Source organism: Alcaligenes sp. 13f, assembly GCF_020496585.1.
GTDB classification, from domain to species: Bacteria; Pseudomonadota; Gammaproteobacteria; order Burkholderiales; family Burkholderiaceae_B; genus Alcaligenes; species Alcaligenes phenolicus.
Window position 1 is genome coordinate 1 of record NZ_JAHKKC010000001.1, and the last position, 19,329, is coordinate 19,329.

General features: G+C 58.0%; 20 protein-coding genes and 1 riboswitch. Of the genes, 9 read left to right on the forward strand and 11 right to left on the reverse strand.

Annotated features, from left to right (window positions below; genetic code table 11):
- Positions 1-215: 215 nt before the first annotated feature.
- The 5 genes from hslU to KOE80_RS00025 all read right to left on the reverse strand — a co-directional run bounded on the left by hslU (position 216) and on the right by KOE80_RS00025 (position 4,756).
- A complete protein-coding gene (gene hslU / locus KOE80_RS00005; RefSeq protein ID WP_026484111.1) occupies positions 216-1,553 on the reverse strand; it encodes an ATP-dependent protease ATPase subunit HslU in 1,338 nt (445 codons plus the stop codon).
- 17 nt (positions 1,554-1,570) lie between these two features.
- The gene (gene hslV, locus KOE80_RS00010; RefSeq protein WP_009462614.1) at positions 1,571-2,104 is read right to left on the reverse strand and encodes an ATP-dependent protease subunit HslV; all 534 of its coding nucleotides are present in this window, start codon (positions 2,102-2,104) and stop codon (positions 1,571-1,573) included.
- Between the two features lie 340 nt (positions 2,105-2,444).
- On the reverse strand, positions 2,445-2,882 hold the full coding sequence (gene dksA, locus KOE80_RS00015) for an RNA polymerase-binding protein DksA (protein ID WP_026484112.1): 438 nt from the start codon (positions 2,880-2,882) through the stop codon (positions 2,445-2,447).
- A gap of 82 nt (positions 2,883-2,964) precedes the next feature.
- Complete coding sequence (locus KOE80_RS00020) at positions 2,965-4,065, reverse strand: CobW family GTP-binding protein (protein WP_009462610.1); 1,101 nt, start codon at positions 4,063-4,065, stop codon at positions 2,965-2,967.
- 199 nt (positions 4,066-4,264) lie between these two features.
- Positions 4,265-4,756, reverse strand: a complete 492-nt coding sequence (locus KOE80_RS00025) for a Fur family transcriptional regulator (protein ID WP_009462608.1) — start codon at positions 4,754-4,756, stop codon at positions 4,265-4,267.
- An 82-nt stretch (positions 4,757-4,838) separates the two neighbouring features.
- On the opposite strand from KOE80_RS00025, the gene KOE80_RS00030 reads away from it, so the two are divergent.
- From KOE80_RS00030 to KOE80_RS00045, 4 genes are read left to right on the forward strand one after another with little or no spacing between them, the layout of a single operon-like run.
- Positions 4,839-4,988 carry a hypothetical protein gene (locus tag KOE80_RS00030; protein WP_165589481.1) on the forward strand — a complete coding sequence of 50 codons (150 nt, stop codon included), beginning with the start codon at positions 4,839-4,841 and terminating at the stop codon, positions 4,986-4,988.
- Positions 4,989-4,992: 4 nt separating this feature from the next.
- Positions 4,993-5,715, forward strand: coding sequence for a metal ABC transporter ATP-binding protein (locus KOE80_RS00035; RefSeq protein ID WP_226348028.1), 723 nt, complete (start codon positions 4,993-4,995; stop codon positions 5,713-5,715).
- A complete protein-coding gene (locus KOE80_RS00040; protein ID WP_031232761.1) occupies positions 5,715-6,614 on the forward strand; it encodes a metal ABC transporter permease in 900 nt (299 codons plus the stop codon). The genes KOE80_RS00035 and KOE80_RS00040 overlap by 1 nt, the downstream gene beginning before the upstream one ends.
- Complete coding sequence (locus KOE80_RS00045; protein WP_226348029.1) at positions 6,614-7,675, forward strand: metal ABC transporter substrate-binding protein; 1,062 nt, start codon at positions 6,614-6,616, stop codon at positions 7,673-7,675. Before KOE80_RS00040 ends, KOE80_RS00045 begins: the two co-directional genes overlap by 1 nt.
- Before the next feature lies 1 nt (position 7,676).
- Here the strand turns inward: KOE80_RS00045 and KOE80_RS00050 are convergent, their stop codons facing one another.
- From KOE80_RS00050 to KOE80_RS00070, 5 genes are read right to left on the reverse strand one after another with little or no spacing between them, the layout of a single operon-like run.
- Positions 7,677-8,717, reverse strand: coding sequence for a tyrosine recombinase XerC (locus KOE80_RS00050; RefSeq protein WP_413228911.1), 1,041 nt, complete (start codon positions 8,715-8,717; stop codon positions 7,677-7,679).
- Complete coding sequence (locus KOE80_RS00055) at positions 8,705-9,382, reverse strand: DUF484 family protein (protein ID WP_083054275.1); 678 nt, start codon at positions 9,380-9,382, stop codon at positions 8,705-8,707. Before KOE80_RS00055 ends, KOE80_RS00050 begins: the two co-directional genes overlap by 13 nt.
- A gap of 2 nt (positions 9,383-9,384) precedes the next feature.
- Entirely contained in the window at positions 9,385-10,308 is a 924-nt protein-coding gene (gene dapF / locus KOE80_RS00060) for a diaminopimelate epimerase (protein ID WP_083054274.1), read from the reverse strand.
- Between the two features lie 8 nt (positions 10,309-10,316).
- Positions 10,317-11,207 (reverse strand): lysophospholipid acyltransferase family protein, encoded by an 891-nt coding sequence (locus KOE80_RS00065; protein ID WP_009462598.1) that lies wholly within the window; start codon positions 11,205-11,207, stop codon positions 10,317-10,319.
- Positions 11,204-12,058 (reverse strand): lysophospholipid acyltransferase family protein, encoded by an 855-nt coding sequence (locus KOE80_RS00070; protein WP_035273572.1) that lies wholly within the window; start codon positions 12,056-12,058, stop codon positions 11,204-11,206. Before KOE80_RS00070 ends, KOE80_RS00065 begins: the two co-directional genes overlap by 4 nt.
- A gap of 237 nt (positions 12,059-12,295) precedes the next feature.
- Here KOE80_RS00070 and metK point away from each other — a divergent pair, with 237 nt between their 5' ends.
- The 4 genes from metK (at position 12,296) to metF (ending at position 16,445) form a co-directional block, all read left to right on the forward strand.
- Positions 12,296-13,459 (forward strand): methionine adenosyltransferase, encoded by a 1,164-nt coding sequence (gene metK / locus KOE80_RS00075; RefSeq protein ID WP_026484120.1) that lies wholly within the window; start codon positions 12,296-12,298, stop codon positions 13,457-13,459.
- 204 nt (positions 13,460-13,663) lie between these two features.
- Positions 13,664-13,756: riboswitch (S-adenosyl-L-homocysteine riboswitch) on the forward strand.
- Between the two features lie 74 nt (positions 13,757-13,830).
- Positions 13,831-15,228, forward strand: coding sequence for an adenosylhomocysteinase (ahcY, locus tag KOE80_RS00080; RefSeq protein ID WP_026484121.1), 1,398 nt, complete (start codon positions 13,831-13,833; stop codon positions 15,226-15,228).
- 42 nt (positions 15,229-15,270) lie between these two features.
- A complete protein-coding gene (locus KOE80_RS00085) occupies positions 15,271-15,609 on the forward strand; it encodes a phage holin family protein (RefSeq protein ID WP_009462594.1) in 339 nt (112 codons plus the stop codon).
- Positions 15,606-16,445 (forward strand): methylenetetrahydrofolate reductase [NAD(P)H], encoded by an 840-nt coding sequence (gene metF / locus KOE80_RS00090; RefSeq protein WP_021447042.1) that lies wholly within the window; start codon positions 15,606-15,608, stop codon positions 16,443-16,445. The genes KOE80_RS00085 and metF overlap by 4 nt, the downstream gene beginning before the upstream one ends.
- Before the next feature lie 143 nt (positions 16,446-16,588).
- Here the strand turns inward: metF and KOE80_RS00095 are convergent, their stop codons facing one another.
- Positions 16,589-17,218, reverse strand: coding sequence for a 5-formyltetrahydrofolate cyclo-ligase (locus KOE80_RS00095; RefSeq protein ID WP_035273579.1), 630 nt, complete (start codon positions 17,216-17,218; stop codon positions 16,589-16,591).
- Between KOE80_RS00095 and KOE80_RS00100 the strand changes: the two genes are divergently transcribed.
- Positions 17,217-19,319: a lytic transglycosylase domain-containing protein gene (locus KOE80_RS00100; protein WP_226348030.1), complete on the forward strand. Its 2,103-nt coding sequence runs from the start codon at positions 17,217-17,219 to the stop codon at positions 19,317-19,319. The genes KOE80_RS00095 and KOE80_RS00100 overlap by 2 nt on opposite strands.
- The last annotated feature ends 10 nt before the right edge of the window (positions 19,320-19,329 follow it).

Consider the following 19,329-nt stretch of genomic DNA (forward strand, 5'->3'; position numbering starts at 1 on the left):
TTCACGCGCCTGCGAGCTTGCCCCCGGCCCGCAAACGGCCTGATGGTGTGATCTGAGGCCTGATCGACCGAAAACCGTAGAATCGTGAGCGACACCTCATCGCCTGGGCGGGAGAACAAAAAAATAAACCCCAGGGCGCAAAACCAGGGGTTTATCAGCAGTCTGAAAAGGGGCAGAGAAATCTGCCCCTTTTTCATGTCCGACCGAAGTCAGGCTTACAGCACGTAGCGCGCCAGATCCTGGCTGGCTGCGGTTTCCTGCAGCTGTTTGTTCACGTAGTCCGCATCAATGACCACGTTTTGCTCTCCGTGGCTGCCAGCGCTGTAGGACAGCTCTTCCAGCAGTTTTTCCATAACGGTGTACAGGCGACGGGCACCAATGTTTTCGGTACGCTCGTTGACCTCAAAGGCCAGCTCGGCCAGACGCTGGATACCGTCGGGACGGAAGTCCAGCTGTACGTCTTCGGTGCCCAGCAAGGCTGCGTATTGCTTGGTCAACGAAGCGTCGGTCGTGGACAGAATCTGTACAAAATCCTGGGCGCTCAGCGATTCCAGTTCCACACGGATGGGGAAGCGGCCTTGCAGTTCAGGAATCAGATCCGATGGGCGGGACAGGTGGAACGCACCCGAGGCAATAAACAGGATGTGGTCGGTACGTACCACCCCGTATTTGGTGGTGACGGTGGTGCCTTCTACCAAAGGCAGCAGGTCGCGCTGCACACCTTGGCGGGACACATCGCCGCCGCTGCCCTGGCTCTCGCCTCGCGCCGTGATCTTGTCGATCTCGTCCAGGAACACGATGCCGTTCTGCTCGGCGTTGGCCACTGCAGCAGTGCGCAAATCGTCTTCATTGACGCGACGGGCCGCTTCTTCTTCCGTCAGTTGCTTGAAGGCTTCCTTAACCGTCAGCTTGCGGGCTTTGGTCTTTTCCTGACCCAGACCGGAGAACATGCCGCGCAACTGCTCGGTCATCTCTTCCATGCCGGGAGGGGCCATGATTTCCATGCGAGGCATGGCCTGGGCCATCTCGATTTCAATCTCGGTATCGTCCAGCTTGCCTTCACGCAGGCGCTTGCGGAACACCTGGCGGGCAGAGTTGTCCTCGCGTTGGGGTTGACCGTGGGCATCGCGCGAAGGGGGCACCAGCACGTCCAGAATACGGTCTTCAGCGGCTTCCTCGGCCTGGGTGCGGACACGGCGCATTTCGATTTCGCGGGTTTGCTTGACCGAAATATCCACCAGATCGCGAATGATGGTTTCAACGTCGCGGCCTACATAGCCCACTTCCGTGAACTTGGTGGCTTCGACCTTGATGAAAGGCGCGTTGGCCAGCTTGGCCAGACGACGGGCGATTTCGGTTTTACCCACGCCGGTGGGTCCGATCATCAGAATGTTCTTGGGGACGATCTCGCTACGCAGGGGCTCAGCAACCTGCTGGCGGCGCCAACGATTGCGCAGGGCCACGGCCACGGAGCGCTTGGCCTTGCCCTGGCCAACGATATGCTTGTCCAGTTCGGAGACGATCTCTCCGGGAGTCATATTAGGTGTAGACATGGTGGTGTATCCGGCTGTCAGAGTGTTTCGACGATATGGTTCTGGTTGGTGTAGATGCACAGATCACCTGCGATCTCCAACGATTTCTTGACGATGTCGGCAGGAGCCATATCGGTGTTTTGCAGCAAGGCCATGGCGGCAGATTGGGCATAGGAGCCGCCCGAGCCGATGGCGGCCAGGCCATGTTCGGGTTCGAGCACGTCGCCATTGCCGGTCAGGACCAGCGTGTGCTCCTTGTCCGCCACCAACAGCATGGCTTCCAGACGGCGCAGAACGCGGTCGGTGCGCCAGTCGCGCGTCAGTTCGACGGCGGCGCGCAGCAGGTTGCCCTGGTGCTTTTCCAGCTTCGCTTCAAAGCGCTCTTGCAAGGTGAAGGCGTCAGCCGTCGCACCGGCAAAACCGGCCAGGATGCTGTCGTTGTACAAACGGCGAATTTTGCGGGCCGTGCCCTTGATGACGATATTGCCCAGGGTGACCTGACCATCGCCGCCAATGGCGACCTGATCGCCGCGGCGTACACAGACAATAGTAGTGGCGTGAAATTGTTCCATGATTTCCTTCCTTTAAGGTTCCCATCTGGGGGCCGGGCAGGAAATTTCAAGCGCATGACAGCAGGAAGTTTTTGCCGACTGAGGGTCGTGCCTGGAAACCGGGCTGAAACAGGGTGGCTTCCCTTGGCAGGGGCTGCTGCAGGGGTTCTCGTATGTCGCCTGGCTTCTTGGCGTGCAAGCAGCCTGTTGGCCTGCTAGCGGTAGACGCAGCCGGCTTTTTTGAGCCTGCTTATTTTCAGCAGCGTACACAAGTGGGTTGGATCGAGTTGGGTGACCCACAAAAAAGCCCGCCAGAATGATCGGGCGGGCTTTTTATCAGGGTGATGGGCCTTGCCGCCTATCAATCCCCAAACATCTTTTGACGCTTCTCGCGACGCTCCTGGGCTTCCAGAGACAGGTTAGCCGTTGGGCGTGCCAGCAAACGTGGCAGGCCGATGGGCTCGCCAGTTTCCTCACACCAGCCGTATTCGCCCGAATCGATCAGGGCGATGGACTGTTGCACTTTCTTGAGCAGTTTGCGTTCGCGGTCGCGGGTACGCAGCTCCAGAGCGTGTTCTTCTTCGATCGTGGCACGGTCAGCCGGGTCAGGAACGAACTGGGTTTCACGCAGGTTTTCCGTTGTAGCACCCGCGTTGGCCAGAATGTCTTGCTCCAGCTGGCGCAAGCGATGCTTGAAAAACTCCAGCTGGGCGGCGTTCATGTAGTCTGACTCAGGCATCGCCAAAAGCTCCTGCTCGGTCAGCAGGGTTGTAGTACTGTCATGTGACTTAGTTGCCATGATGCTTACCTCTTGTTGACGTCTGGGAGCCTGTAACTGTCGTCACGCGCAATCGCTCCGCATTTACTGAATAATTATTAATTCAAACCAGGCAATTCTCCAGGCCCTGGGTGAATATGTCTTGTGGCAATTTGCGGCCAATAAAGACCAGCTTGGTGCCCTTTTTATCTTTGGCCAGCCAGGCATTGCCAGGCTCGGCGCTCATCATCATGTGTACGCCCTGAAACAGCATACGGCGATTGATGCCCTTCAGATACAGGATGCCCTTGTAGCGCATCAGATCTGGTCCAAATACCTGGACAATGCCCGACAGGAAATCTTCCAGACGCTCGGGGTCGAAAGGACGGTCCGAACGGAACACGAAAGCCCCGATTTCGTCATTGTGAGCTGCGTGCTCGTGGTGGTGATGATGGTGATCGTGTCCGCAGCCCGGACCGCACTCGCCTTCGTCGCCGTGGGCATGATCGTGGTGGTGATCATGGCCGTCCGCCGCATCGGGGTGTTGCTCTGCCAGGAATTGAGGATCAATGTCCAAAATGGAATTCAGGTTGAAACCGCTGACTTCCAGCAAATCCTTGATGTCGGTTTCACCGAAGTGAACCGGCGTAATCGTGGCTCGCGGGTTGATGCGGATCAGACGGGCACGCAGGGCCTCGTAATCCACATCGTTGACCAGATCTTTTTTGGAGATCAACAGGCGGTCCGCAAAACCAACTTGTTTTTGAGCTTCTTCTTGCTGGTCCAGTGTGGCCATGCCGTGTTTGGCATCCACGACCGTGATGACCGCGTCCAGCCGATAGTAGTCGGCAATATCATCGTCCATGAAGAAGGTCTGGCAGACCGGGCCGGGGTTAGCCATGCCGGTGGTCTCGATGATGACGCGCTCGAACTTCAGTTCGCCTGCCTGGCGGCGAACGCGCAAATCATTCAGGGTGCGCATCAGGTCACCACGCACGGTGCAACATACGCAACCATTGCTCAGCTCAACGATTTCTTCTTCGGAGTCCTGCACCAACAGTTCGTTGTCGATACCTTCGGGCCCGAATTCGTTTTCGATGACGGCAATGCGTCGACCGTGATATTCGCTCAGGATGCGCTTGAGCAGCGTGGTTTTACCAGCGCCCAAAAAACCAGTCAGAACAGTGACTGGAACCATGTTGTTCAGATCTGATGCCGCGTTCATAAACATGCCTCGCAGTGGCGGGCGAAAGGTACAAGGCACGGCACCAACCGCGGCTTCCTGCACCCATCTGCTCCGCACGAAAACAACGTGCGATTACATCACAGCCTTGCCTGTTGGGCAAACGGTGATCTGTAAAAATTCACAGAGGTTTGCCAATAGATCGGGGAATATATACCGATTGGCGGCAAAATACCACGTTTTAGGGGGCAGATAAGGGTTTTCGCTCGTTTTTAGCTGCAACGCAACGTTGGCACAGGCCGCGCAGTTCAGTTTCGTGGCCGGACAGGGCAAAGCCCGCTCCGCGCACACAGTCGGCCAGCCTTTGACTCAGGTCCGGAGCGCACAGCTCCACCACGGTGCCGCACTGGGTGCAGACAATCAGCAAGTCGTGGGGATGGCCGCCGGCATCCACACAGGCCGTCCAGGCATTGACGGCATCCAGGCGGTGGATCAGGCCTTCTTCAGTCAGAAAGTCCAGGGCGCGGTAAACGGTAGGGGGTTTGGCGCCGGGCTGGAACTCGCGAACCAGATCCAGCAGTTCGTAGGCGCGCAAACTGCGCTGGGCCTGAATCAGGATTTCCAGCACCTGGCGGCGAATTGAAGTCAGCCGTTTACCGCGTTCCAGACAAAGCTGTTCAGCGGTGGCGAGCTGATCTTCAATGGCGTTGGGCGTAAGAATATGTACAGGCATGGCGCTTGATGGGTTGTTTGTTATGTTATAACATCTTTGGAAAATTAAATTATTCCCAATCTAGCCGCATTATCCCTGTTTCATGTCCTGTCCTCAATTTCCCTCGACTTTCCGCAGTCCGGCACCTCGTCGTTCGCTCTTGCTGGCCTCGGCCGGACAGCGCGTACTGGGCGCTTTGTGCGTGGCAGGAGCCCTGTGGCTACTGACCGCCTGGGCATTGGGCGCGTGGTAAGGGCATGAGTTCACATCAAACCTTGATCGAACTCGAGCATGTCGCGCTGGGCTGGAAAGACAAAATCGCTCTGCGTGATATCAGCGGCTGTTTTAACCGAGGCTCTTTGACGGCTATCGTCGGGCCTAACGGTGCTGGTAAATCCACCTTGCTAAAAGGGCTGACCGGGCAGATCAATCCCCTGAAAGGGCGCATTGCTGTCGACAGCGGTTTTCTGGATCAGCTGGCCTTGTTGCCGCAGATGGGCGATCTGGACAAAAGTTTCCCGGTGACAGTACATGACCTGGTGGCCATGGGAGCCTGGAAGCGTGTGGGCGCCTGGGGTGGTTTCCCCAAAGCCGAGCACGAACGCATTGGTCATGCGCTGGAGCAGGTGGGTCTGGCCGACTTTGCGCGTCGTTCTATTGGCACCTTGTCGGGCGGTCAGTTACAGCGCGCCTTGTTCGCCCGCATGATCATGCAAGATGCCCAGATCCTTTTGCTGGACGAGCCTTTTGCCGCGGTGGACCGTGCAACCTCGGACGAATTGATGAACCTGATTCTGGACTGGCACAAACAGGGCCGTACCGTGATGGCCGTGCTGCATGATCTGGATATGGTGCGTAGCTGTTTTCCGCAAACCGTGCTGCTTGCCGGTCAGGTAGTGGGTTGGGGGGAAACTGAAGCGGTGCTAACTCCCGAGAACCTGCATCTGGCTCGCCATTTGTGTGCGGGGGACTACCTATGATGGCGCTGATTGATGTGCTGTTTGGCCCCTTCATGGACTTTGGTTTCATGAAGCGCGCACTGGCTGGTTCTTTCGCCCTGGCTGCAGCGGCCGGACCTTTGGGGGTATTCCTGGTGTTGCGCCGCATGAGCCTGATGGGTGATGCCATGGCACATGCCATCCTGCCCGGTGTGGCGGTTGGATTTCTGACGGCGGGCCTGTCTTTAAGCGCGATGGCCATAGGCGGCATGATTACCGGCCTGGTTGTCGCCTTGCTGGCCGGACTGGTGGCCCGCCTGACACCACAACGGGAGGACGCCAGTTTTGCGGCCTTCTACCTGGTCTCCCTGGGGCTGGGGGTGCTGCTGGTGTCCTTGCGCGGCTCCAATATGGATTTGATCCATGTGCTGTTTGGCACGGTGCTGGGCCTGGATGATGCCTCCTTGTTGCTGGTGACCAGCAGCACGACGGTTACGCTGATTATTCTGGCTTTGGTGTTCCGGCCTCTGGTGCTGGAGTGCATGGACCCGATCTTTTTGCGCACGCAAGGCGGGCGCGGTTCCGTCGTCCATATGTTGTTCTTGTTCATGCTGGTCATCACGCTGGTGGCTGGCTTCCAGGTGCTGGGAACCTTGATGGTGGTGGGGATCATGATGCTGCCCGCTGCCTCGGCCCGATTCTGGGTGTATTCCGTTGGTCGTCAGATGCTGGTGGCGGCCTTGCTGGGCATGATCAGCGCCTATCTGGGCCTGCTGTTCTCGTACTACTACAACGTGCCTGCTTCGCCCGCGATTATTTTGGCAGCCGGCGCCTTCTATTTTCTTTCTATCACCTTTGGCCCCCAAGGCGGTTTGCTGCGTGCTTATTCCCAATGGCGTGCACGGCGTCGGCGCATGGCCTCTCTCTTGGAGCACGATTGATGAAAATGCGAGACATTTACTCAGGCCGCACGGTGCTGGCCCTGGGCTTGCTGGCGGCCAGCCTGTCGGTGCAGGCGGAGCCTTTGCGTGTGGTCAGCAGCTTCTCGATTTTGAACGATATGGTCAAGGAGATAGGTGGCGACAAGGTTATGGCCAGCACGATTGTGCCCGCCAATGGGGATGCCCATTCGTTTGAGCCGCGTCCCAGTGATGCAAAGACCTTGGCTAACGCGCAACTGCTGGTGATCAATGGTCTGGAGTTCGAGACCTGGTTGCCACGCTTGCAGCAGGCAGCAGGCTATAAAGGGCCGCAAGTCGTGGCGACAGAAGGTATTACGCCTTTGGCATTTGAAGGTGGCGGACACGAGGATCATGCTGGTCATGACCATGACCATGACCATGACCATGACCATGACCATGACCATGACCACGGTCACGACTCCGAACCTGAGCATGCCCACGACCATGAGCAGACCCACGCCAAAGAGGATACACAGTCCCACGGCGGGCATGACCATAGTCATCAGCACGGCAGCCAGGACCCCCACGCCTGGCAAAGCCTGGGCCTGGCACAGATCTATGTTCGTAATATCAGCAAAGGTCTGGAGCAGGCTGATCCGGCCAATGCCGAGTACTACCAGCGTCGCGCCAAGGATTACGCACAGCGCATTCAGGAGCTGGACGATTCCATCAAAACCCGCCTGCAGGCGGTGCCGGTAGAAAAGCGCAAGGTCATTACCTCGCACGATGCTTTCTCTTATATGGGCAAGGCTTACGACATCCGTTTCATTCCCTTGGTGGGGGTATCCAGCCAGGCGGAGCCTTCAGCCCGTGATATTGCGCAGATCATCCAGCAAGCGCGTAGCGAGCAGATTCAGGCCATTTTTGTGGAAAATACGGTCAGCGCAAAACTGGTCGAGCAAGTGGCACGGGAGACTGGCGCCAAAGTCGGCGGCACCTTGTATTCCGATGCTTTGGGAGCCCCAGGCTCTGGCGTGGATACCTACCTGGGCATGATGCGCTCGAATACAGACCAGTTGGTCAAGGCCTTGCAGCCCTGATTCACTCCTCCGGCTTGTCACTGGCCCGGTTCTTGCGTTGTGCCCGAGGGTGGGCCTGATCGTAAGCCTGGGCCAGATGCTGGAAGTCCAGACGGGTATAAATCTGAGTCGTGGAAATATTGGTATGACCCAATAGTTCCTGCACCGCCCGCAAGTCTTGTGCTGATTGCAGCAAATGGCTGGCAAAGCTGTGACGCAAGCTGTGCGGGTGGACATGCACCGGCAGGCCGCTAGCGCGGGCATAGCTTTCCAGTTCTTGCTGCACCACGCGTGGGTGAATGCGGGCTCCACGGGCACCCAGAAACAGGGCCGCACTGGCATCTGCGCTGGTCGCCAGTGATGCCAAAGCCGGGCGCTTTTCCAGCCACTGCTGCAAGGCATGCAGCGCTTTCTCTCCGACAGGCAGGCGGCGCGTCTTGCCGCCTTTGCCACTGACCACCAGCTCACGATCATCCAGCAGTAACCAGCTCTTGGACTGGTAGTGCGCGTCCTGGTGATAGTGCGTGTCCAGGCTGACCAGCTCGGACAAACGTAGTCCGCTGGAATAAAACAATTCAAACATGGCCTGATTGCGCCAGCTGACCGGGTCGTCCTGAATGGGGGCGGTGGGGCGGTCCAATAGCTGCTGGGTCTGGTCTACGGACAAGGCCTTGGGCAGAGGGCGGCCTATCTTGGGTGCCTTCAGGCTGGCTGCAGGGTTCAAGGGCCAACCCAGTTCTTTAGTGCGCGCTTGATAGTAACCACGCCAGGCTGCCAGAATGCGGGCCAGGCTGCGTGGCGCCAGGCCCTGCGCATGCAAGCGGGCGGCAGCCTGTCGCAACTGGCTTTGAGTCAGTGTGTCGGGGTCTGTACCTGGGTACTGCGCCAGCAAGTGGCGCAAATCATTACGGTACGCACTAAGGGTGTGTTCCGAATAGCGTTTTTCGTGGCTTAGTTGATGCAGCCAGCTTTGCATGGCCGGGCTGAGGGCCTGGGGGGCGGCTGGCTGCTTTTGAGGCGTGTCCCCGGGCGGGGAGTGATCTTGTTTTTTCAGGCCGGACATTCGCTTTGATCAACACTGCTGGGCTTGTACAAACGCTGCAGGGCGGCGCTGCACAATTCGCCAATGCCTTCCAGAAAGTCCGTACCCATATCGGCCGTAAAACGCGTGGCTTCAGGCGAGCCCAGAACCAGCAGACCAAACAGGGTGTTCGACTCCGGAAACGTCAAGGGCACAATGGCCACCGATTGCGCGTCTTGCTGCAAATCGGCCAGAAACTCCTGTTCGCGTCGAGCGCCGCAATAGGGGTTGATCAAGGTGTAGGCCCAGCTGACCAGGGCGTCGTCAGCCAGCACTTCGTCCGGATTCCAGCAGTGCAGACGGACAACGGGCATTTCAAAAATGCGCTCCAGACTGCTGCAGATCAGTGCGGGCAGGGCTGCCGGGTCGGACTCGGCCAGCATCTGGCAGTTCCATTGGTGCAGTTGGCGCGAAATTTTTTCATTGCCACGGGCATTGGCGACCAGCGTGGCCAGTTGGCGCTCGGTTTTCTTGCCGCGCTCGCGCAGCAGCATGATCTGGCGCTCGCCCAGTGAAATAGCGCGGCTTTGATGGGGGTGCGGCACCATCAGTTTGGAAAAAACATCGGCATGCGCGTCGAAGAAATCAGGGTTGGCTTTCAAAAACTGGGCCACTTCCACGGCGCTAAGGCTGTTGGGGGTATCCATGTCTAGAAGGTTTCCTTTCTGGCTAGGGACGCACACAGTGCATCTATATCGACTTGTCCGGTAAAGACGGTTTGGGCCGGGCCGCTCATGCGTAGCGCCTGTCCGTCCCATTCAATGCGCAGACTGCCTCCACGAGTATCAACGACAACCGGGCTTTGGAGCAATCCCCGCCGTATGCCTGCCACCACAGCCGCACAAGCGCCTGTACCGCAGGCCAGGGTCTCACCGGCGCCGCGCTCGTAGACGCGCAGCTTGATGTGATGGGCGTCCAGAACCTGCATGAAACCGGCGTTGACCTTCTGAGCAAAACGCGGATGAGATTCGATGAAGGGGCCGACGCTGGCAACCGGCGCCTGCAGCACATCGTCTACCACCTGCACGGCGTGCGGATTGGAGATGGACACCAGCGACAGGGCGACAGGTTCGGCTTGATCGGGTACGGGCAGAAGCCACAGCGTATCTTCGCCCTGAGTTTTCTGTTCCAGCCCGCTAGGGTCAAAAGCGACATCGGCCGGGGCAAATCGGGTGGTGCCCATCATGACATCCACGCCAAGCTCCGGATCGTCATTCAAACTGATGATGCCGGTACGAATTTGTGCTCGTAAAGGGTTGGCCGAGGACAGGCCTTGTTCGTGTACGAAGCGGACAAAGCAGCGAGCGCCGTTGCCGCAATGTTCGACCTCGCCACCGTCAGCGTTGAATATGCGGTATCGGAAATCCGCGCCGGGTTCGGTCGCGGCTTCAACCAGCAAGATCTGGTCCGCGCCAATGCCAAAGTGACGATCCGCCAGCGCGCGGGCGCGTTCGGGAGTCATTTCAATGCTTTGCCTGACACCATCCAGCATGACAAAGTCATTGCCCGCGCCGTGCATTTTGCTGAAACGCCAAAGCGAGGAAGCGGGCTGGGGTGTGGTGGGGCTGTGCATGATGGGGCCTAGTAGATGCCGGGTTGACCTTCAGGACGGGTTTTGAAGCGTCGATGTACCCAATAATACTGCGGCGGGTCCTCGCGCACATATTTTTCGATCAGGGCATTCATGCGTTCCGTGGCTTCTTCCAGGCTGCCTTCACCCGGAAAGTCGGACATGGGTTCCAGCACCTGAATATGGTAGTGACCAGTCTCGGCGTCCACGCGGGAAATAACCGGAATCACCAGCGCGTCCTGGTTGCGTGCGATCTGGGCGGTGGACAAGAGTGTGGCCGCCGGGACATTGAAAAAGGGTACAAAGGCCGAGCCCTTGGTGCCGAAGTCCATATCAGGCAGGTAATAAATCGGCTGGCCCTTTTGCAGCGCACGCATCAGACCGCGAATGCCGTCTTTGCGAGAAATCAGCGGGACGGAGGAGAAGCGGCTACGGCCTTCGTACATCAGGCGATCCACATGGGGGTCGCGTTGGGGAGTGTAAAAGGCAACCAAGGGCGAGATGGACATGGACAGGCGTGTACCCGCCGCATCCATACCCAGAAAGTGAGGCACCAGCAGCATGACCTTGCGACCCTGTTCCAGAGCCTGGGTGATGTGTTCTTCGCCCGTCAGGTGCAGAGTGTTCAGAATAGTGCTGGGTAAACCAAACCAGAGCAGGCCCCGGTCCAGATAGGATTGGGCCAGCAGGCGAAAGTGCTGCTTTTCCCACTCGCGACGGGTGCTCTCGGGCGTGTCTGGAAAGCATAGATCCAGATTGGTACGCACGATATGACGGCGGCGGGAGGCAAAGCGATGCACCAGCCCGCCCAGTACAGCACCCCAACGCTGGCGCGTGCGTACCGAGGCACGGCCAAAGTAGGTGAAAACGGATTTGAGCAGCGGGTAAGAATTAAAACTCATGGGGTGGTATCGCCAGGCAAAGGGGGCGCATCGTGGGGAATCTTGTAGCGGTTATAGCCCCACAGATACTGGGTGGGGAAACGGCGTATCAAGCTTTCCATGGATTCGTTGATCAGGGTGGCCAGTTCCGTCGGGTCTTCGGGCAACGGCTCGGGTAGGCGCAAGGTGTGAATATGCCAGCCGCGCCCTTTAGGCAGGCGCTCGGCAGCGGTCACAATCACAGGCACATTGGACTGACGGGCCAGCTTGCCAGCCAGTGTCATGGTCAGGGCAGGGCGGCCAAAAAAGGGTGCCCATACGCCATCGCCACCGCTGGGAACCTGGTCGGGCAACATGCCTACCGATTCACCTTTGCGAAACGCGCGGACAAATTCGCGCACGCCTTTCATATTGGCGGGGACGGCATGCAGGCCGGGCAGTTCACGTGACTCCACCATCAGGGGTTCCAGTACGGCCTGGCGTGGTGGGCGAAACATCACGGTCAGTGGGCCTAAACCCACCAGATAACGTGCCGTAATCTCAAAGCAACCCAAGTGCGGGGTCAGATACAGCACGCCGCGTCCTTCGGCATGGGTGGCTTCCAGCAAGGCCACATCATCGACGGTGCAGCGGGCCAGACAGGCTTGTGGATACAACCAGACGCGCGGTGTCTCCAGAATCATGGCGCCGGTTTGTCCGGCCGCTTGCCGGAAAAATGCGGGGGAGTCGTAACCCGCTTGTCGGCAGTGGCTTTGCAGACGGCGGCGGTAGCGTCCGGGAAAAGCGTAAATCAGGCGTCCTATTCCTTTGCCCAGCCCATGAAGAACGGGTAAAGGCAGACGAGCCATCAGACGTAAAAGTGCCGCGAGCATGGGCCAGGCAATCCTTTAGTGTGAAGTTTTGCTGAAATAAATACGTATTTTCGCTTAAAATGGATTGTATCGCTGAGTTAAACGACAACTTGCGGAGCGATCGGGCAGCAAACTGCCCACTATAAACCGCTAAAGCGTCGCGCCCCGTCTATCGTATCCACATCGCTGGCTTCGAGGTGCAACGCAGTTTGTTCAACCTCGTGCTGATTATCAGCCCTTATTCAAGGAAGCTACGCTGTGAACAACAACGACTTTCTCTTTACATCCGAATCCGTTTCTGAAGGCCACCCCGACAAGGTAGCTGACCAGATCTCCGACGCCATCCTGGACGCTATTTTCGAGCAAGATCCTCAGGCACGTGTTGCTGCCGAGACCTTGTGCAATACCGGTCTGGTGGTGCTGGCTGGCGAGATCACCACGCACGCCAACGTGGATTACATCCAGGTTGCCCGTGACACCATCAAGCGCATTGGCTATGACAATGGCGATTACGGCATTGATTACAAGTCCTGCGCCGTACTGGTGGCCTATGACAAGCAGTCGCCCGATATCGCCCAAGGTGTGGATCGCAGCCCAGAAGAGTTGCTGAACCAGGGCGCTGGCGACCAGGGGCTGATGTTTGGCTACGCGTGCGACGAAACCCCTGATCTGATGCCTGCTCCTATCTGGTACGCCCACCGCCTGGTGCAGCGCCAGAGCGAGCTGCGCAAAGATGGCCGTCTGCCCTGGTTGCGCCCTGACGCCAAATCCCAGGTGACCTTCCGCTACGTGGATGGCCGTCCTACCGAAGTGGATACTGTGGTGCTGTCCACTCAGCACGCGCCTGAAATGTCCCAGAAAGACATTCACGAAGCCGTGATCGAACACATCATTCGTCCATGCTTCCCTTCGGACCTGCTGACCGAGAAAACCCGCTTCCTGGTGAACCCCACCGGCAAGTTCGTGATTGGTGGCCCTCAAGGCGATTGCGGTCTGACTGGTCGCAAGATCATTGTGGATACCTACGGTGGCGCATGCCCTCACGGCGGTGGTGCTTTCTCCGGCAAGGACCCCTCCAAAGTGGACCGTTCCGCTGCCTACGCCGCTCGTTACGTGGCCAAGAACATTGTGGCAGCCGGTCTGGCTCGCCAGTGTCAGGTGCAACTGAGCTACGCCATTGGTGTGGCCGAGCCTATCAATATCACTATCTACACCGAAGGCACAGGCGTGATCCCGGACACCGAGATCGCCAAGCTGGTTCGTCAACATTTCGACCTGCGCCCACGCGGCATCATCGAAATGCTGGATCTGCAGCGTCCCATCTACACCAAGACTGCTGCCTACGGTCACTTTGGCCGCAGCGAACCCGAGTTCAGCTGGGAAGCCACGGACAAGGCCCAGGCTTTGCGTCAGGCTATCTAAGCGATGTGCGGATAGGCAAAGGCCGCTTGCGGGCGGCGCTTTGCTGCAGTTTGACAGCGTTGTCGGGGCCGGGAAACCAGTCAGCCAGCAACGCTGGGTGGGACGGGCAAGTGCCAGTCTCATGAGAAGAAATTATGATTTTTACCCGTGGAGCTGTCTTCCCAAGACGATCCAAACGAGTACAATCACCCACATTCATTTGCCATCCTCGAGGGGCGTTGCGACAAGACTCACGGTCTTGCCAGGCTCGGGGCATGGATAGGTGGTATCCACCTTGGAGAACGACGCTCACCACGACCTGCATGGCGGGCTGCTGGTGAGAATTCATTTGCTCTCCCTGCAGTCTGCGTGCCGTATAACGGAGCCCGACTGTGACTTTTACCGATTACAAAATTGCCGATATTTCCTTGGCTGAATGGGGCCGCCGCGAGCTGACCATTGCCGAGACCGAAATGCCTGGCCTGATGGCCACCCGCGAGGAATTTGCTGCCTCCCAGCCCCTGAAGGGCGCGCGCATTGCCGGCAGTTTGCACATGACAATCCAAACTGGGGTTCTGATTGAAACCCTGACTGCCCTGGGCGCTGAAGTGCGCTGGGCATCGTGCAATATCTTCTCCACTCAAGATCACGCTGCCGCTGCCATTGCCGCATCTGGCGTGCCTGTATTCGCCGTCAAGGGCGAAACCCTGGAAGAATACTGGCAATACGCCCACGACATTTTCGATTGGCCCGGTGAGCAGGCCAACATGATTCTGGACGACGGTGGCGACGCTACCTTGTTGCTGCACCTGGGTGCCCGTGCAGAAAAAGACCTGTCCGTTCTGGACAAACCCGGCAGCGAAGAAGAGCGCGTCATGTTCGCCTCCATTCGTGCCCGTCTGCAAAACGACAAAACCTGGTACTCCACCCGTCTGGCCCAGATCAAGGGTGTGACCGAAGAGACCACCACAGGCGTGCACCGTCTGTACCAGATGGCCAAGAAAGGCGAGCTGGCTTTCCCTGCCATCAACGTGAACGACTCGGTGACCAAGTCCAAGTTCGACAACCTGTACGGCTGCCGCGAGTCCCTGGTGGACGGTATCAAGCGTGCTACCGACGTGATGGTTGCTGGCAAGATCGCCGTGGTTTGCGGCTTCGGTGACGTGGGTAAAGGTTGTGCTCAAGCACTGGCCGCCTTGCGCGCCCAGGTTTGGGTTACCGAAATTGACCCTATCTGCGCCCTGCAAGCCTCGATGGAAGGCTACCGCGTTGTGACCATGGAAGAAGCCGCTGACAAGGCTGACATCTTCGTGACTGCCACCGGTAACTACCACGTGATCGACCGCTCGCACATGGAACGCATGAAAGATCAGGCCATCGTGTGCAATATCGGTCACTTCGACAATGAAATTGACGTGGCCTCGGTGGAAGATCTGGAGTGGGAAGAGATCAAGCCTCAGGTTGATCACATCATTTTCCCTGATGGCAAGCGCATCATTCTGCTGGCCAAGGGCCGTCTGGTGAACCTGGGTTGTGCTACTGGCCACCCCTCTTTTGTGATGTCGGCTTCGTTCACGAACCAGACCATTGCACAAATTGAACTGTTCACTCGTGGCGAGAACTACGAAACGGGTAAAGTATATGTACTGCCCAAGCATCTGGACGAAAAAGTCGCTCGTTTGCACTTGAAGAAATTGGGTGTGAACTTGTCGACCTTGTCTCAGGCGCAGGCGGATTACATCAACGTACCTGTGCAAGGGCCTTTCAAGGCTGAGCACTACCGCTACTAAAACGCACCGGCGTCTTCGGACGCCTATTCTTGGAGCCCTATCATGACTTTGCTACTTGTCTGGATCCTGAATGCTGTTGCCCTGCTGGTTGTCGCCTACATCCTGCCTGGTATTACGGTTGCCTCGTTTGGCTCGGCACTGATCGCTGCGCTGGTACTGGGCCTGCTCAATACCTTGGTCAAACCTTTGCTGATTGTGCTGACCTTGCCCATCACTATTGTGACGTTGGGCTTGTTCCTTCTGGTGCTCAACGCCTTGGTGTTCTGGTTTGCGGGCTCCATCCTCAAAGGCTTCCAGGTTGAAGGCTTCTGGTGGGCCGTGATTGGGGCGATCGTCTACAGTCTGGTTTCCGGGCTGCTGTCGGGATTGTTAATGAAATGAGCAACAAGCAAACCTTGAGCCTGGAGTTTTTCCCGCCGCGAGATATCGCGGCGCAGGAAAAACTGGTGCGCACCGCCAAGTCCTTGATGGGCTTGAACCCCGCCTATGTCAGCATGACGTTTGGAGCCGGTGGCTCCACCCGTGCTGGCACGGTCGATGCGGTAGCACTGCTGCAAAAACTGGGCTTTGATGTCGCACCGCACTTGTCGTGCATTGGTACGGCGCCCGCGCAGCTTGGCGAGATGCTGGACAATTACCGCGATCAGGGCATACGACGTATCGTGGCCCTGCGCGGTGACTTGCCTTCGGGTATGGGTGGTGACGCGGGCGAACTGCGCTATGCCAGCGATCTGGTGTCATTCATTCGCGAAAACTATGGCGAACACTTCCATATCGAAGTGGCCGCTTATCCCGAGATGCACCCTCAGGCCACAGGCTTTAGCGACGACCTGGGTCACTTTGTGAACAAGGTCAAGGCAGGTGCGCACGGTGCGATCACGCAGTACTTCTTCAACCCGGACTCGTATTTCAGCTTTGTTGAGCGAGCCCAGGCGCAAGGAGTCACGATTCCGATCACACCGGGCATCATGCCCATTACCAACTCGTCCCAGTTGCTGCGGTTCTCGACCATGTGCGGTGCAGAAGTGCCGCGCTGGATTCGCCTGCGACTGGCCGATTTTGGTGATGATCGTGCATCGATTCGTGCTTTCGGTATCGATGTGGTGGCACGCTTGTGTCAGGACCTGCTCGATGGCGGCGCTCCTGGCATTCACATGTACACCCTGAACGGGGCAGATGCGAGCATGGCTATCTTGCCGAATCTGACCTGGCGCTAAGCACTTCGCGTCGCGATAAAAAACCCGCCACATTCATTTGGCGGGTTTTTTCATGGGGAACTGACTAGCCAGCATCTGACCCGGTTTAATCAACTGCTTGGTAAACAGAGTTCTGGATTAAACAGTTTGTGGTAGCGGGTTACTTATAGTTCCGGAGCGGGCACAGCCCAGCCTTTATCAGTCAGAATACTGTCCAGGCGTTGGTCGTGCGGGGCGGGCTGGTAGGCCTGGCCGGATAAATCGCCCACTGCCCAGGCAATACCAATGCTGGTAAAAGCGTGGTTTTGTTCTTTCAGCGCCGCCAAGGTCCGGTCGTAGTAACCCTTGCCATACCCCAGACGATCACCCTGTCTGGTGTAGCCCAGGGTGGGGACCAGGACAATATCCGGTTGCATGGTTTTAGTGGAAATGGGGATTTCGATGCCGTAGCGACCCTTTTCCATTTCGGTCTCGGGTGTCCACTCGACAAAGCTCAAAGGGGCATCGGCCTCTTTGACAACGGGCAGACAGACATTGATGCCTTCCTCTTCCACCCATTGAAGCAGCAGTGGGCGCAAGTCCGGCTCCTGGGCCATAGGCCAGAAAGCGGCAATGGTGGTGGGTTCGGCACGGCCCTGTTCACGCAGGCGGCTGCGGTTGGTAGCCAGCCACGTAAACAGACGGCCCCGGATCAGCAAAGCGCCCCGGTTGGTGTCGATGGAGGGCTGCCCGGCTCGCAGGTCTTTTAGTCGCGTGCGCAGCGCGGCTGCGTTATGCTCTACGTTCTGAATCATGGGTGATTTTCTAAAGGCCGTCACTATGGGTATCAACCAGCTAAAGTACCAGAAAACACCAGCTTGGGGCATGGCATCCATGCTTCCTCGCCCGCCCTTGAGCGCTTTGGTGGTGTTTGCTCTGGGTTTGGTCGGCTGTGCGGGGTCGCAGTCGCCGCAAGCCCAGACCCATTCCCCGGATCCTGCCGTTGCCAAGCAAGCTGTCGTGTTGCAGCCTGCCAAAGAAGCCGTGCGCCGCTGGGATAGCGTCCCGCCTGTGCCGCCAACGGCCCGTCAGGCTTTGATTGACGCCCGTGATGCCATGCAGGCCAAGCGCTGGACGGCGCTCGATGCTCTGGCTCCGGTTGCCGCGAATGATCCTGTTCTGGGTTCTTACGCCGAATACTGGCGCTTGCGTCGGATTTTGCAGGATACGACCACGCCCGTGCCCGATGAGCAAATTCGTTTGTTCCTGAGCGGCAATCAAGACGAATATCTGGAAAATCGCCTGAAGTCCGACTGGATTGTGGCGGCCGCGCGTACCGGCAACTATGCTTTGGTGCGTGAGCTGGCCCCCGTTCACGCCCCTACCTCGGCTGTGAAGTGTGCAGTAGCGTCGGCAGAGAACGTGGCCGGTCAGCCTGTGGATGTGCAGGACTTGCTGGCGTCGTTCTCTCCAAGCCAGGCCTGCTGGTCGGCACTGGACCAGTTGTACGCCCGTAAAGTGATCAGCAAGAATCAGGTCCGTGATCTGATGCGTGATGCTCTGGAAAATAACCGCACATCCCAGGCCCGCCGCCTGGCTGCGATTATCTTCACTGCGCCGCAAATGAAGGATTACACCGCTTTGATGGCTTCGCCGCAGAAGTGGCTGGATCGTAATGTGAACAACAGTTCGGTCAATCCGGAGCTGGTGTCCTTGGCCTTGTCCCGTCTGGGTCGTGGTCAGCGTGATGCTGCAGCGGCCTATATCGACCGTACCTGGGCCGGCAAAATCCCTCAGGAAAACCTGAATTGGGTGTGGGGCCAGTTTGGTCTGATCAGTGCCTTGCGGGTGGAAGACGATGCGGCCAAATGGTATCGCCGCTCCGGTCGTACCCCCATGACGGATTACAACAATGCCTGGCAAGTGCGCGCCGAGTTGCGTCAGGGCACCATCGAGTGGAAGCATGTCTCTGCCGCCATCGACAAGATGAACGATGCGCAAAAGGCCGAGCCGGTTTGGGTGTACTGGTCGGGGCGTGCCCATGAAGCCTTGGGTCATAAAGATCAGGCTCGTGCCAAGTTCCAGTCCATTGTGGGTGATCTGAACTTCTACGGTCAGCTGGCCACGGAAGAGTTGGGTCTGACACCGTCCTTGCCCCCTCAGCCACAGCCTTTGACGCCGTTGGACATGCAGGATGCGCGTACCAATGCGGGCTTGCTGCGTGCGGTGGAGCTGTTCAAGCTGGGTTGGCGTCCGGAAGCGGTACCCGAGTGGAACTTTGCCTTGCGTGGCATGAACGACAGACAGTTGCGTGCAGCAGCCGAGTTCGCGCGCGAGCAGCATATCTATGATCGCGTGGTGAATACCTCCCTGTTGACCAAGAACGAGATCGACTTCAGCCAGCGCTTTATCGCGCCCTTTGAAGGCCGCGTAACCGAGCAGGCCAAGTCCATCAATCTGGACCCGGCCTGGGTGTATGGCCTGATCCGTCAGGAATCGCGCTTCATTACCGATGCACGCTCGGGAGTCGGGGCGTCGGGCTTGATGCAGCTGATGCCTGCCACCGCCAAATGGGTGGCCAACAAGATCGATATGCGCGACTTCTCTCCCTCCCGTGTGAACGAGTTCGAGGTGAACACGGTGCTGGGTACCAATTACCTGAACATGGTTCTGGGGCAGCTGGATGGCTCGCAGGTCTTGGCATCGGCAGGCTATAACGCAGGGCCAGGACGTCCCCGCCAGTGGCGCTCGCGCTTGAACACTCCGGTGGAAGGGGCTATTTTTGCCGAAACCATTCCCTTTACCGAAACGCGCTTGTACGTGAAAAACGTGCTCTCCAACGCGACCTATTACGCCATGATGTTCAGCGGTCAGCCGCAGTCCCTCAAAGGGCGTTTGGGTACGATTTCGCCTTGATGAGCCCGTC

Coding starts and splice junctions, on each gene's coding strand:
- hslU (WP_026484111.1), bottom strand. CDS start 1,553: ATGTCTACACCTAATATGACTCCCGGAGAGATCGTCTCCGAACTGGAC.
- hslV (WP_009462614.1), bottom strand. CDS start 2,104: ATGGAACAATTTCACGCCACTACTATTGTCTGTGTACGCCGCGGCGAT.
- dksA (WP_026484112.1), bottom strand. CDS start 2,882: ATGGCAACTAAGTCACATGACAGTACTACAACCCTGCTGACCGAGCAG.
- KOE80_RS00020 (WP_009462610.1), bottom strand. CDS start 4,065: ATGAACGCGGCATCAGATCTGAACAACATGGTTCCAGTCACTGTTCTG.
- KOE80_RS00025 (WP_009462608.1), bottom strand. CDS start 4,756: ATGCCTGTACATATTCTTACGCCCAACGCCATTGAAGATCAGCTCGCC.
- KOE80_RS00030 (WP_165589481.1), top strand. CDS start 4,839: ATGTCCTGTCCTCAATTTCCCTCGACTTTCCGCAGTCCGGCACCTCGT.
- KOE80_RS00035 (WP_226348028.1), top strand. CDS start 4,993: ATGAGTTCACATCAAACCTTGATCGAACTCGAGCATGTCGCGCTGGGC.
- KOE80_RS00040 (WP_031232761.1), top strand. CDS start 5,715: ATGGCGCTGATTGATGTGCTGTTTGGCCCCTTCATGGACTTTGGTTTC.
- KOE80_RS00045 (WP_226348029.1), top strand. CDS start 6,614: ATGAAAATGCGAGACATTTACTCAGGCCGCACGGTGCTGGCCCTGGGC.
- KOE80_RS00050 (WP_413228911.1), bottom strand. CDS start 8,717: ATGTCCGGCCTGAAAAAACAAGATCACTCCCCGCCCGGGGACACGCCT.
- KOE80_RS00055 (WP_083054275.1), bottom strand. CDS start 9,382: ATGGATACCCCCAACAGCCTTAGCGCCGTGGAAGTGGCCCAGTTTTTG.
- dapF (WP_083054274.1), bottom strand. CDS start 10,308: ATGCACAGCCCCACCACACCCCAGCCCGCTTCCTCGCTTTGGCGTTTC.
- KOE80_RS00065 (WP_009462598.1), bottom strand. CDS start 11,207: ATGAGTTTTAATTCTTACCCGCTGCTCAAATCCGTTTTCACCTACTTT.
- KOE80_RS00070 (WP_035273572.1), bottom strand. CDS start 12,058: ATGCTCGCGGCACTTTTACGTCTGATGGCTCGTCTGCCTTTACCCGTT.
- KOE80_RS00085 (WP_009462594.1), top strand. CDS start 15,271: ATGACTTTGCTACTTGTCTGGATCCTGAATGCTGTTGCCCTGCTGGTT.
- metF (WP_021447042.1), top strand. CDS start 15,606: ATGAGCAACAAGCAAACCTTGAGCCTGGAGTTTTTCCCGCCGCGAGAT.
- KOE80_RS00100 (WP_226348030.1), top strand. CDS start 17,217: ATGGGTGATTTTCTAAAGGCCGTCACTATGGGTATCAACCAGCTAAAG.
- KOE80_RS00095 (WP_035273579.1), bottom strand. CDS start 17,218: ATGATTCAGAACGTAGAGCATAACGCAGCCGCGCTGCGCACGCGACTA.